General features: G+C 66.6%; 14 protein-coding genes and 1 tRNA gene. 12 read left to right on the top strand and 3 right to left on the bottom strand.

The features are described from left to right. Positions 1 to 9: 9 nt before the first annotated feature. Positions 10 to 1,068 carry a dihydropteroate synthase gene (gene folP, locus ASG20_RS13190; protein WP_056053515.1) on the top strand — a complete coding sequence of 353 codons (1,059 nt, stop codon included), beginning with the start codon at positions 10 to 12 and terminating at the stop codon, positions 1,066 to 1,068. Positions 1,069 to 1,148: 80 nt separating this feature from the next. Then, on the top strand, positions 1,149 to 2,033 hold the full coding sequence (locus ASG20_RS13185) for a bestrophin family protein (RefSeq protein WP_056053512.1): 885 nt from the start codon (positions 1,149 to 1,151) through the stop codon (positions 2,031 to 2,033). Between the two features lie 130 nt (positions 2,034 to 2,163). Here the strand turns inward: ASG20_RS13185 and ASG20_RS13180 are convergent, their stop codons facing one another. Then, complete coding sequence (locus ASG20_RS13180) at positions 2,164 to 3,579, bottom strand: sigma-54-dependent transcriptional regulator (RefSeq protein WP_056053510.1); 1,416 nt, start codon at positions 3,577 to 3,579, stop codon at positions 2,164 to 2,166. Between the two features lie 93 nt (positions 3,580 to 3,672). Between ASG20_RS13180 and ASG20_RS19060 the strand changes: the two genes are divergently transcribed. The 7 genes from ASG20_RS19060 (at position 3,673) to ASG20_RS13150 (ending at position 8,469) form a co-directional block, all read left to right on the top strand. After that, the gene (locus ASG20_RS19060; protein WP_330218683.1) at positions 3,673 to 3,852 is read left to right on the top strand and encodes an aa3-type cytochrome c oxidase subunit IV; all 180 of its coding nucleotides are present in this window, start codon (positions 3,673 to 3,675) and stop codon (positions 3,850 to 3,852) included. A gap of 4 nt (positions 3,853 to 3,856) precedes the next feature. Continuing rightward, a complete protein-coding gene (locus tag ASG20_RS13175) occupies positions 3,857 to 4,978 on the top strand; it encodes an NAD(P) transhydrogenase subunit alpha (RefSeq protein ID WP_056053507.1) in 1,122 nt (373 codons plus the stop codon). Beyond that, positions 4,975 to 5,427, top strand: a complete 453-nt coding sequence (locus ASG20_RS19055) for an endonuclease domain-containing protein (RefSeq protein ID WP_330218678.1) — start codon at positions 4,975 to 4,977, stop codon at positions 5,425 to 5,427. The genes ASG20_RS13175 and ASG20_RS19055 overlap by 4 nt, the downstream gene beginning before the upstream one ends. A 1-nt stretch (position 5,428) precedes the next feature. Continuing rightward, positions 5,429 to 5,746, top strand: coding sequence for an NAD(P) transhydrogenase subunit alpha (locus tag ASG20_RS13165; RefSeq protein ID WP_056053500.1), 318 nt, complete (start codon positions 5,429 to 5,431; stop codon positions 5,744 to 5,746). 27 nt (positions 5,747 to 5,773) lie between these two features. Beyond that, complete coding sequence (locus ASG20_RS13160) at positions 5,774 to 7,276, top strand: NAD(P)(+) transhydrogenase (Re/Si-specific) subunit beta (RefSeq protein WP_056053497.1); 1,503 nt, start codon at positions 5,774 to 5,776, stop codon at positions 7,274 to 7,276. 111 nt (positions 7,277 to 7,387) lie between these two features. Beyond that, positions 7,388 to 8,329 carry a MarR family winged helix-turn-helix transcriptional regulator gene (locus ASG20_RS13155; protein ID WP_156364325.1) on the top strand — a complete coding sequence of 314 codons (942 nt, stop codon included), beginning with the start codon at positions 7,388 to 7,390 and terminating at the stop codon, positions 8,327 to 8,329. 64 nt (positions 8,330 to 8,393) lie between these two features. Continuing rightward, positions 8,394 to 8,469: transfer RNA gene (locus tag ASG20_RS13150), tRNA-Val, on the top strand. A 315-nt stretch (positions 8,470 to 8,784) separates the two neighbouring features. Here the strand turns inward: ASG20_RS13150 and ASG20_RS13145 are convergent. Together ASG20_RS13145 and ASG20_RS13140 are read right to left on the bottom strand one after the other, a co-directional pair. After that, positions 8,785 to 9,069, bottom strand: a complete 285-nt coding sequence (locus tag ASG20_RS13145) for a hypothetical protein (protein WP_056053491.1) — start codon at positions 9,067 to 9,069, stop codon at positions 8,785 to 8,787. A 526-nt stretch (positions 9,070 to 9,595) separates the two neighbouring features. Beyond that, the gene (locus ASG20_RS13140) at positions 9,596 to 10,156 is read right to left on the bottom strand and encodes a helix-turn-helix domain-containing protein (RefSeq protein WP_056053488.1); all 561 of its coding nucleotides are present in this window, start codon (positions 10,154 to 10,156) and stop codon (positions 9,596 to 9,598) included. A gap of 99 nt (positions 10,157 to 10,255) precedes the next feature. Between ASG20_RS13140 and ASG20_RS13135 the strand changes: the two genes are divergently transcribed. The 3 genes from ASG20_RS13135 to ASG20_RS13125 all read left to right on the top strand — a co-directional run bounded on the left by ASG20_RS13135 (position 10,256) and on the right by ASG20_RS13125 (position 12,348). After that, the gene (locus ASG20_RS13135; RefSeq protein ID WP_056053485.1) at positions 10,256 to 10,720 is read left to right on the top strand and encodes a DUF6456 domain-containing protein; all 465 of its coding nucleotides are present in this window, start codon (positions 10,256 to 10,258) and stop codon (positions 10,718 to 10,720) included. Positions 10,721 to 10,759: 39 nt separating this feature from the next. After that, on the top strand, positions 10,760 to 11,710 hold the full coding sequence (gene dapF, locus ASG20_RS13130; RefSeq protein ID WP_056053482.1) for a diaminopimelate epimerase: 951 nt from the start codon (positions 10,760 to 10,762) through the stop codon (positions 11,708 to 11,710). A gap of 83 nt (positions 11,711 to 11,793) precedes the next feature. Then, positions 11,794 to 12,348 carry a fasciclin domain-containing protein gene (locus ASG20_RS13125; protein ID WP_056053481.1) on the top strand — a complete coding sequence of 185 codons (555 nt, stop codon included), beginning with the start codon at positions 11,794 to 11,796 and terminating at the stop codon, positions 12,346 to 12,348. Positions 12,349 to 12,445 lie beyond the last annotated feature (97 nt).

Here is a 12,445-nt window from a genome sequence, read left to right as displayed (position 1 = left end):
AAGGGGATCATGACCAGCCTCCACCTCCGCCCCGTCCAGTTCGTCGACACTCCGATAGGCCACGAAGACGGCAGCGTCGCGCGCCTGGCGGGCGGCCTGCAATGGTTCGCCGCCTACGAAGTCATCGAAGGCCCCGCCCGCCGCACGATCCCCGTAGCCGAAGTCGCAACGCTAGGCGACCGCGCCGCGCACCTCCACGCCGCCATCACCGCCCCCCGCGCGCGCCTCCAGCTCGGCGAACGCACGCTCCGTTTCGACCAGCCGATCGTCGCGGGCATCCTCAACGTCACGCCCGACAGCTTCTCCGACGGCGGCAAGCACGTCGACGACCCCGCCGCAGCGGCCGCCGCCGGAATCGACATGGCGGCAGCCGGCGCGACGCTGATCGACGTCGGCGGCGAATCGACTCGCCCTGGCGCGCCCGCGGTGTGGGAAGGCGACGAGATCGCGCGGCTCGTCCCCGTCGTCGAGCGCCTCGCGCGCGCCGGCGCGATCGTCTCGGTCGACACGCGCAAGGCCGCCGTCATGGAAGCCACGCTCGCCGCCGGCGCGCATATCGTCAACGATGTCGCCGCGCTCATCTGGGACGACCGCGCTCTCGGGGTGGTCGCGAAAAGCGGCTGCCCGGTCGTGCTGATGCACTCGCCCGACCCCAAAAAGGGCGGACACGGCAACGGCGGCTATACCAACGTCCTGACCGACGTCTTCGACTGGCTCGAAACGCGCATCGCCGGGGTCGTCGCTGGCGGTGTCGACCGATCGAGGATCATGGTCGATCCCGGCATCGGCTTCGGCAAGACGCTCGCCGAGAACCTCGCGCTGCTCAACGGCCTGGCGATCTTCCACGGTCTCGGCTGCCCGATCATGCTCGGCGCCAGCCGCAAGCGTCTGATCGGCGCGCTCTCGAACGAAGCGCCGGTCGACCAGCGCCTCGCCGGTTCGCTCGCGCTGGCGCTCAAGGGTGCGGAGGCCGGCGTCCAGATCCTCCGCGTCCACGACGTCGCCGAGACGGTGCAGGCGGTGAAGATCTGGCGCGGCCTGCGCGATCAGTCGCTCGTTGGCGGCTAAGCGGGGCGGCTGATCGTCGCTGCATTGCAGCGAAACGTCTCCTCGCGCATTAAAAGCCCTGTAAACAAGGGAGCTTTCGTTTGATCGTCACTGCAACACCGCGCTTCAGCCAGATCCTGAGCGAAGTCTGGCGCCCGCTGCTCGGCCTCTTCGTCTGGGATGTGGTCGTCACGATCACCTATTACGTTCTGCCGTTCCACGCGCCCGCGCTGCCGCTGACGCTGTTCGGTACCGCGCTCGCGCTGTTCCTCGGCTTTCGCGATAACTCGGCATATCAGCGCTGGTGGGAAAGCCGTGGCCTCTGGGGCCTGATGATCAACGCCTCGCGCAACCTGGCGCGTATGGCGCGCAACATGCTGCCCGAGCCCGAGGGCCACGACATGAAGCGGACCATCGTGCTTCGTCAGATCGCGTATGTGAACGCTCTCCGCTGTCAGTTGCGCAAGCAGCCCGCGCCGCCCGAGGTGTTGCGTTTCCTGTCGAAGGAGGAGGCGTCGTTCGCACTCGAGCGTACCAATATCGCCAACGGCCTGCTCGACGGCACGGGCCGCCGGATCGATATCGCGCGCCGCAACGGCTGGATCGACACCATCCAGCAAATGCAGTTCGAGTCCATCCTCGTCGATATCGCCAATGCGCAGGGCGGCATGGAGCGGATCAAGAACACGCCGCTGCCCAATCAGTACCGCTTTTTCCCGAGCCTGTTCACGCGACTGTTCTGCGTGCTGCTGCCGATCGGCCTCGTCGAGACGCTGGGCTATGCGACGCCGGTCGGTTCGACGATCGCCGGACTGATGTTCCTCGCGGTGCTGCAGATCGGCGACGATCTGGTGGATCCGTTCGCAGACACGATCCACGACGTGCCGCTGAACGCGATGTGCCGGACGATCGAGATCGACCTTCTCCAGGCGATCGGCGATCCAGCGCCCGAGCCGCTCACGCCCGACAAGGGCGTGCTCTGGTAACGCTCTTCGCAGGCATGCACCGACGTACATTTGCGGCCTAAGCGGGGGCCGCCAAATCTCGAGTAACTCGGATGTGGCCCGCGAGACGCACCGAGACTGGCGACAGCGTCCTGCCAAGACGAGGCGCACGTCAGGCGGCGTTGTCGATGCCCAGTTCGCCGAGCTTGCGATACAGTGTCGATCGCCCGATCCCGAGCCGCCGCGCGACTTCGGTCATCCGACCGCGATAATGGCCGATCGCCAGACGGATCACGTCGGCCTCGATCTCCTCGAGCGCGCGAAGGTTGCCGTCGGCGCGGAACAGCGTGACGCCGCCGCCGCCCGCTGCAACCGTAGCGGGAATACGGCGCCGATTGCCCAACGCGGCGATCTGCGGGAAATCGTCTTCGGTCAGCGCAGCGTCCTCGCAGAGCACGGCCGCGCGAAAGAGTGCGTTCTGCAACTGACGAACATTGCCCGGCCAGTCGTACTGAACCAGCAGCGCCAGCGCGGAATCGGTAATGCCCAGCGATCGCAACCCTGGTTGTTCGGCGATGCGCGCGAGCAGGTGGCGTGCCAGTGCTGGAATGTCGCCGGTCCGCTCGCGCAACGGCGGGATCATGACCTGGACCACGTTGAGCCGGTAATACAGGTCTTCGCGGAACCGGCCGGCCTCGACTTCGTCGAGCAAAGGCGTGTTGCTGGCGGCGATCACCCGGACATCGACGTCGTGCGGATGGCGCGCGCCGATCGCGTGGACCTCGCCGGTCTGGAGGACATGGAGCAGCTTGGCCTGCGCCTCGAGCGGCATCTCGCTGATCTCGTCGAGGAACAGCGTCCCGCCGTCGGCCTCCCGGAAGCGGCCGGTCTTGCGCTCGAACGCACCGGTGAACGCGCCCATTTCGTGGCCGAACAGCTCCGATTCGACGAGGTTGGCCGAGACTTCTCCGCAATTGACGCTCATCATCGGTTTCTTGGCGCGGGGCGAGGCGGCGTGGATGGCTTCGGCGATGACGTCCTTGCCCACGCCGATCTCGCCTTCCAGCAACACCGAGACACGTGCCCGCGCAGCCTTGGCGGCGATGGCCAGCGCGGCACGGAAATCCGGCGACGATCCGACGATCTCGTCGAACCCGAGCAGCGCGGGTATTTTTTCGGTAAGGGGACGGAGCTCGCCGGTCGACGTGGCGCCGACGGCGGTATCGAGCGCGGCGAGAAAGCGGTCGGGCGCGAGCGGCTTGACCAGGAAGTCGGTGGCGCCCGCGCGCATCGCAGCGACGGCGTGGGACACCGATCCGTTCGCGGTCAGCATCAGGATCGGCAGCGCCGGCCGACGTTCGCGCAACGCGGCGATGAGACCCGTCGCGTCGGCATCGGGCGCCGAGTGATCGAGGACGATCGCATCGAGCTGCATCCCGTCCTGTGTCCCGAGCGTCGCGATCGCCATCTCGCCGTCGGTCGCGAAGATCGCGCGCCAGCCGCCACGCGTGGCAAGCGCCGCCACCAGCCGTCGCTGCGCAGGCTCTTCGTCGATCAGCAGTAGAAGGCGCTGCCCATTGCGCGTCATGGCGAATCCTGTCCCGTTCCGGCACGTGCAATAGCGCAGCCGGGTAAAGAGCGACTTAAAAGCGCAGCGCCGCCGGGCTTGGCGATAGCAGTCGTGCAGGTTAAGGTCGCGCTCATAGAGGATGGCACTCACAGGATTGGGGCACGAACCATGGCCGGCAACGGGGACATGAAGGCGCATGCGGCGACCTATTCGAGCGTGACGGGGATGATGAAATGGGGCGCGGTCGGATGCGCGCTGGTCGTCGCGCTCGTCATCTGGCTGATCCACTAAGCCCATGAAGATCGCCGTCCTGAAAGAACAAGCGGACGGCGAGCGGCGGGTTTCCGCGACGCCGGAAACGGTCAAGAAGTTCATCGCGCTGGGCGCGACGCTCGCGGTCGAGACGGGGGCGGGCGAGGCGGCATCGATCGCCGATGCCGCGTACGCCGATGCGGGCGCAACGGTCGGCGATCGTGCGGCGACGCTGGCGGGTGCGGAGATCGTGCTCGGGGTGCAGGGACCTGATCCTGCAACGCTGGACGGGGTTGCACCTGGGGTGTGGATCGTCGCGAGCCTCAATCCCTTTGCAGAGCGCGCCCGCGTCGACGCCTATGCCGCGGCGGGGTACGAGGCGCTGGCTATGGAGTTCATGCCGCGGATCACGCGCGCGCAGTCGATGGATATCCTGTCGTCGCAATCGAACCTGTCCGGGTACAAGGCGGTGCTCGATGCCGCCGCCGAATATGACCGCGCGTTTCCGATGATGATGACCGCGGCAGGGACGATCAGTGCGGCCAAGGCGTTCGTGATGGGCGTCGGCGTCGCCGGACTCCAGGCAATCGCGACCGCACGGCGGCTCGGCGCTCAGGTTTCCGCGACCGACGTGCGCGCGGCAACTCGCGAGCAGATCCAGTCGCTGGGTGCGAAACCGATCTTCGTCGAGAATGTCGCGGGGATCGAGGGCGAGGGGACGGGCGGGTACGCCGGCGAGATGTCGCCCGAATACCAGGCGGCGCAGGCGGCACTCGTGTCGGGGCACATCGCCAAGCAGGACATCGTCATCACGACTGCGTTGATCCCGGGGCGCGCCGCGCCGCGACTGATATCGGCGGCACAGGTGGCGAGCATGAAGCCGGGCTCGGTGATCGTCGATCTTGCGGTCGAACAGGGCGGCAACGTCGAGGGCTCGGTCGCAGGCGAAGTGGTCGTGGTGAACGGCGTGAAGATCGTCGGCCATCGCAATGTGCCGTCTCGATTGGCAGCGGACGCCAGCGCCTTGTTCTCGCGCAACCTGTACAACTTCCTCAACGCCTTCTGGGACAAGGAGGCTGGGCGACCCGTGCTCGACGCCGAGATCGGCGACGCGATCCGCCTGACGCAGGGCGGCAAGATCGTGAACCCAAGGCTGCTGGCATGATGATCCTCCCCGGCACGGGGAGGGGGACCGGCGCAGCCGGTGGAGGGGGCGTCCCACACACGCTACGCCCAGAAGTATCGCTCGCACGCAAATTGCGGCGCGAAATGAGCCTTCCGGAAGTGCTGCTATGGGAGCAGCTCCGGGGACAAAAGACTGGCGTCAAGTTCCGCCACCAGCATCCCATCGGTCCATATGTCTGCGACTTCTACTGCGCCGCCGCCAGGCTCGCGGTCGAAGTAGATGGCGAATTCCATGGACGCGGCGACCGTCCCCAACGCGACGCCGATCGCGACCAGTTTTTCGAACAGAATGGCCACCGGGTGCTGCGAGTGGCAGCAGGCGACGTGCTGAGGGATATCGAAGCCGTAGTGACGATGATCGTATCGTCCGCGGCCCGCCCCCTCCACCAGCCTGCGGCCGGTCCCCCTCCCCGTGCCGGGGAGGAATGAGATGGACTTTATCGCGATCCTGTCGATCTTCGTGCTGGCGTGTTTCGTCGGGTATTTCGTCGTCTGGGCGGTGACGCCTGCGTTGCACACGCCGTTGATGGCGGTGACCAATGCGATCTCCTCGGTCATCATCGTCGGCGCGCTGATCGCTGCCGCTGCGGCAGGCATCGGCGCCGGATCGGGCGTCGCCAAGGCGCTCGGGCTGCTCGCGGTCGTGCTGGCGAGCATCAATATCTTCGGCGGTTTCGCGGTCACCGCGCGGATGCTGGCGATGTACAAGAAGAAGGAACGGCTGGTCGCGCCTGCCACGAGCAAGTGAGCGATACGGACGTGAAGGGGACGCGCGATGCATGAACTGACGGTCAGCCCCTGGGCATCGCTCGCCTATCTGGTCGCGGGGGTGTGCTTCATCCTCGCGCTGCGCGGGCTGTCTAGCCCGGCGTCGAGCCAGCGCGGCAACCGCTTCGGCATCATCGGCATGACGATCGCGGTCGTGACGACGCTGGTGACGCATGTACCGATGCGGATGAACGGCTGCCCGCTCGGTATCGGTCGTTGTGCAATTCTGGACCGTCCCGTGGTGGATTGGATAACAGTCGTCGAAATCCTCGCCGCCATCGGCGTGGGCGCCGTCATCGGCCTCGTCACCGCACGACGGATCGCGATGACCGCCATGCCGCAGCTCGTCGCCGCCTTCCATTCGCTCGTCGGTCTCGCCGCGGTGCTGGTCGGCGTCGCCGCGTACCTCAACCCGCAAGCGTTCGGCATCTCCGACCTCGTCATTCCGCTGATCGGCCAGCCGTTCGCGGTCATCCATCCGGTCAGCCGGATCGAACTCGGGCTAGGCGTCGCGATCGGTGCGATCACCTTTTCGGGCTCGGTCATCGCGTTTCTCAAGCTCAACGGCAACATGGGCGGCAAGCCGATCATGCTGCCCGGCCGCCACGTCATCAACCTCGCGCTACTCGCTGCCATCCTCGGCCTGATCGCCTACTTCGTCACCGACCAGGCACCGTGGATCTTCTGGACGGTCGTGATCCTGAGCTTCGTCATCGGCTTCCTGCTGATCGTGCCGATCGGGGGCGCCGACATGCCGGTGGTGGTCAGCATGCTGAACAGTTATTCGGGCTGGGCGGCGGCGGCGATGGGCTTCACGCTCCACAACAGCGCGATGATCATCACCGGCGCGCTGGTCGGCAGTTCGGGCGCGATCCTCAGCTACATCATGTGCCGCGCGATGAACCGCAGCTTCATCAGCGTGATCGCAGGCGGCTTCGGCGCGGTCGCGGACACCAGCGGCGGCGCGGTCGCGAGTGATCGGCCGTGGAAGCGCGGCTCGGCGGAGGACGCCGCGTTCCTGATGAGCCAGGCCGAACAGGTCATCATCGTCCCCGGCTACGGCATGGCGGTCGCGCAGGCGCAGCACGTCCTGCGCGAGATGGGCGACAAGCTGAAGGCCGAGGGCGTCCGCGTGAAATACGCGATCCACCCCGTTGCGGGCCGCATGCCGGGGCACATGAACGTGCTGCTGGCGGAGGCGAACGTGCCGTATGACGACGTGTTCGAGCTCGAGGACATCAACAGCGAGTTCGCGCAGACGGATGTCGCCTTCGTGATCGGCGCGAACGACGTGACCAACCCGGCCGCCAAGACCGACAAGTCGTCGCCGATCTACGGCATGCCCGTGCTCGACGTCGAAAAGGCCAAGACGGTGCTGTTCATCAAGCGCTCGATGGGCGGCGTCGGCTATGCAGGCGTTGATAACGAGCTGTTCTACCGCGACAATACGATGATGCTGCTGGCGGACGCAAAGAAGATGGTCGAGGATATCGTCAAGGCGCTCGACTAGGTCGAACGCGACCTTGCTGGGCAGGCGTGAAAGTCCAACGAAACTCGACCCAGTTCGCGTGTGGCTTTGAGGATGATCGAGGTTAGTCTTCGCGACACAGCGGAGATGATCATGATCCTACCGGGCGGAGATCCTGCCGACACGCGTTACGATACCGGGATCGCCGCAGTCCTTGTCGCGAGTGCGGACGCGCCGGACCGGTTCGCCGCCGCACTCGTCGCGATGGAAGGGCGGGTGGTCGCCAGGATCGACTGGCAGGCGCCGTTCGGCCTGCACGCCGCGCCTCAGGTCGTCGTGGTCGAGACCGCGGGGGTGGACGTAGCGGTCCTTGCCGAACACCTGCCGCGGATCGTCGAACGCGCCGCGGTGCTGGAGGCGGGGCTGGTGGTCGCGATGGGCAGCGACCAGATCGACGCAGTCGCGGCGGCGACGCTCGGCGGCGGGACGATCCTGCTGGTCGATCCGAGCGTGGCGGACTGCATCGCGGCGATCGTCGTCGTCGCCGAGCGCGCGCGCAGTCCCGCGGGCGTGTTCGATGTCGGGCGCGAGACCGATGGGACGCGGCTGGAACGCTTGAACACCGAGGTCGCACGGATCGCCGAGGCGCTGGCACGACTGACGCGCGCGGAGATCGAGGGCGATGCCTCCACAGCGCCGATCGTCGGCGATCGGACGAACCGCTACGGCGCGCCACCGTCGCTGGCCGAGCCGAGCGCGGCGGATGTCCGGCGGGCGATCCGCGCGCGGCGGCTGCGCGACCAGTTCTTCGGCACCGCATTGTTCGAGGATCCGGGCTGGGACATGCTGCTCGATCTTTACGCCGCCGAGTTGGAGCGGGGCCGCGTATCGGTCTCCAGCTTGTGCATCGCCGCCGCGGTCGCGCCGACCACCGCGCTGCGCTGGATCGCGCGGATGACCGACACCGGGTTGTTCGAACGCCGCCCCGACCTGCACGACCGACGGCGTGCCTTTATGGTCCTGTCGGACCGCGCGAGCGAGGCGATGCGCGGCTATATCGTCGCCACCCGAGGCGCCGACCTGCGGATTCCGTGACGGTCCGCGCCCTTTTAGCTTGCCCCGGCCGCCCGGCTTTGGCATCGCACCCTCACCCGAGAGGGGGCGATTAGCTCAGTTGGTAGAGCGTCTCGTTTACACCGAGAATGTCGGCGGTTCGAGCCCGTCATCGCCCACCATCCTTTTCCTTTGACCATGCTGCGCTGTTGGTGCCGACATGGGCCGGCAACACGAAATCCGGCAAATTTTTACCGTCGGTCGCAGTCGATCGTGCCTCGATCCTCTTCGTGCGGACCCCGGGCCAAGGCGAGTTTATCGTTTCGAAGAGCCGGGACGCCCTTGTTAAAGGCGGCGAACGCCGCCAACGCGATCATCCGCAACGAGATCATCTTCACGACTAAGGTGGCGGCGCTCGGTGCCGGGCAACGCGATGGGATGTAGATACCTACCCGTTCACCTAGCTTCGGTGCGACGTCGAGCTGGTCACGCGCGCACTATAGCATCAGTTCCTGCCCTGCTTCTCCGAACGTTTGCAGGATATAGTCGGGGACCGGCATTCCGGCAGCGTCGTCCAATTCTGCGGCGCTTGAACCGTTGCCGATAGCGACGTCATACCATCGATCGGCCAGTTCCTCTGCATCTGCCCGGGTCATGGGCTCGCGGGTTAGCTCCAGTATCATGTCGTTGAGAATGTCTGCGGCGTCTGTCATCGGGCTCTCGTCGTCGGGGTCGTCGATAGCCAAACGCTTGAAAGACGAGATCGGCGTCCACCCGATCATGCGTAATCAGCAGTAACGCTCCGCGACGAGCGTGGCGGAGCAGGTAGCAGCGCCAACGCAGGGAGCGGCCTTCGCCACAATCGAGAGCATCGCGGTCAGCTGACGGCTGCCGATCGGCGCTAGCCGAAACGATAGTCCCGATCCTGTCAGACGTGCAGGTCGTGGCGATATGCCGCACTTATCGATCGGTGGGACGACTGGAGCATTGTCATGTCTGACTTGCTGAGATTTGGTCGAGGTGGGGCTGGCGCTTCCGGCCATTTCATCGGAAGGCGGAGCGGAGCGCGGTCTTTGCCCCGCGACGCTGTCTGCGAGGAACCTTACGACCCCTTCGCGTTCCCCCAAGACGCAGGCGGACCAATGCGACGCCGGTGCGGGCGAGCGCTAAATCCCGCCCATTGCGGCAGGCTGTTCTGGCAAGGGATGCAGCCGATCGCACGAGAGGCAACCAGGAGCACTGAATCGGCATATCTAAGAAGGCGAGGCTGTTCCTCGGGCCCGCGTGCAGGGTCATCGCCCACCGCCCTCAAAGATCGCGGATCAGTCGCACTGCGACTGCGAGCCAGCCGGGATCTTCGATCTTCAGGGATTGCGAACCGGTATTCGGCGGTAACAGCGTCACGGCGTCACCGACGGCGATCAGCCTGCCGAACGCGAACCGGCCTGCTGGTTGCGGGACGAGTACGTCGCGATTGAGTGCGGTTGCGAAATCGGCGGGGGCCAGCATCGCGCACCAGATCACGTCACCGGTGCGATAGTCGCCGACCCCGCCCGCGACGGTGATCGCGATTTGGCCCGGGGCGACCTGAGGCGGTGGTGCCGTCGTGGTTCGCCGCGGGGCATGGGCGCCACGGCCGTCGAGGATCGCAGCGACGGGCAGGTCGGTACGGTCCGGCAATGTCACGAGATCGCTCGCCTCGACGCCCAGTGCCGCGGCAATCCGGTTGAGCCAGCCGATCGACACGGTGCGCGTGCCGGTCTCCAGCCGCCCGATCGTCTGCGCGGTGGTCGGTGGATCGCAACGCCTGGCGACGTCCTCCAGCGTCAGTCCCTTGGCGCGCCGGACTTCGCGAATGGCAGTGATCATTGAAATGTGATCATCGAACGACTCCAAACCAGGTGGGTTATTCTTCTGTCCTACAACCATGCGGATATGGCAACCGCCAAGCGCAACGGGAGATGGCGGATGCGCGAACTGGTAGAGCGGACGGTCGATTCAGAGGGTGTTTCACAGCCGGCCGGCATGCGTCGCGGTCGTACCGTCACCGTGAACCTCGCGGAGTCGCCGCTCGGGTGGCTGCGGTCGCGCGCGCTGATCGACGTGAGGCAGTTCGAGGCGGGAGAGCGGCTGCGCGCGGATTACGAACGCGCGTCGATTGCGCCCAGCGTGACGATGCGCTGGGCGGAGCGCGTCGATGGGGGAGGCCATGATGGGCTCGATCCGACGTCGGCGCAGATCGCAGCGAAGCGTCGGTTCGACGAAGCGCTGGCGGCGGCGGGGCCGGGGCTAGCGGATATCCTTTGGCGGGTGGTTTGTGCGGGGGAGGGGCTGCCGGTGGCGGAGAAGGCGTTGCAATGGCCGGCGCGGGCGGGGCGGGTCGTGCTGACGCTCGCGCTCGATCGGTTGGCCGCGCATTACGGGATCGGTTAGGCGCTCGCTTTGTTCCGCATGCGTGACTAAATACCGAGCATGCGCTTCGACCTCATCAAATGCCACGGCTCCGGCAACGACTTTCCGCTGATCGACGCGCGCGCGTCGACGCTTGGCGATGCGGCTTGGGCTGCCGTTGCGCGGGCGTTGGCGGATCGCGATGGACCGATGGGTGGCGACGGGCTCCTGCTGCTGACCGCCGGCGATGACACTCACGCGTTCGGCATGCGGATGTTCAATTCGGACGGCAGCGAGTCTGAGACGTGCCTCAACGGCCTGCGCTGCGTTGCACGCGCCGGGTTCGCGGCCACGGGCTCCGAGGCTGCGATGGCGCTGCTGAAGACGAGCGACGCGGCCGTGAAGCGCGATGCTGATATTGCCGAGGGCGTGTTCACCGTTCGCGAGATCGCGGGCCCCGCGTCTCTGGACGTCACCGCGTGGCCGATGACCGTCGGGACCGATCGCATCGTCGATACGCCGATAGCGCCCTTGCCGACGGACCGCGCCTTCACGGCGGTGGCGATGCCCAACCCCCATCTCGTGACGTTCGTGGATGCCATCGACGAAGCCGAACTCGTCCGCGTCGGCGAGACCTGCGAGGCGGCACCCGACTGGCTGCCCAATCGCGCGAACGTCAGTTTCGTCGAGGTGCGTGGCCGCGACCTGTTCGTGCGGACGTTCGAGCGCGGCGTCGGGCTCACCGACAGCTGCGGCAGCGCGATGGCGGCGTCGACCTATGCCGCGTGCCTGACCGGGCGGATCGCGTACGACACGCCGACGACGGTGTTCAACAAGGGCGGGCTGGTCCGTGCCGAGGCGAGCGAGGCGGCGATGGTGACGCTGTCGGGCAATGCGACGTTCGAATGGACCGGCTCGGTCGAGGTCGAGGTCGAGGTCGATCTCGACACGGCGATCGCTAGCGATCTGGTCGTCACACGGCGGCATGACGATGAGGTCGCGGCCTGGGCGGGACTTCTCGCGACGATCTGAACGCCGGCTGCGTCCTTCTCCCGGCGGGCGCGTATCTCCCCGCAGTGGCGCCGCACACCGGCTCCGCACGCAGGAGAGAAGCCATGAACCACTTCATTCGTACCGCGATCGTCGCGGCCGCCGTTGCCGTCAGCGGCAGCGCCATCGTCGCCGCGCAGACCAACCCGATGGTCGGCGGCGCCGCGATGTACCCGACCAAGACGATCGTCGAGAACGCCGTCAATTCGAAGGATCACACGACGCTGGTCGCCGCGGTCAAGGCCGCCGGTCTGGTCGAGACGCTGTCGGGCCCGGGTCCGTTCACCGTGTTCGCGCCGACCAACGCCGCGTTCAAGAAGCTGCCGGCCGGCACCGTCGACACGCTGCTCAAGCCCGAGAACAAGGCGCAGCTCGCCAGCGTCCTGACCTATCACGTCGTCCCCGGCACGATCACCGCCACCGACATCGCCGCCAAGGCGAAGGCGAACGGCGGCACCGCGACCTACACCACCGTGCAGGGCGAGCCGCTGATGTTCAAGAAGGTCGGCACCGGCTGGGGCATCATGGACGGCAAGGGCCACAAGGGCCGGATCACGATCGCCAACGTCATGCAGTCGAACGGCGTGATTCACGTCGTCGACACGGTGATGCTGCCGTAATCGGCGATCACGCGAGATAGCTGCCTCGGTTCCCCGCGAGGCAGTTTAGTCGGGCCCGTCGCCGAAAGGTGACGGGCCTGATTGCGTTTCGGGGCGC

It is taken from the genome of Sphingomonas sp. Leaf198 (assembly GCF_001424005.1).
Lineage (GTDB): Bacteria > Pseudomonadota > Alphaproteobacteria > Sphingomonadales > Sphingomonadaceae > Sphingomonas.
Note: the sequence above shows the minus strand (reverse complement) of the source record. Positions and strands in the feature narration are given on the sequence as shown.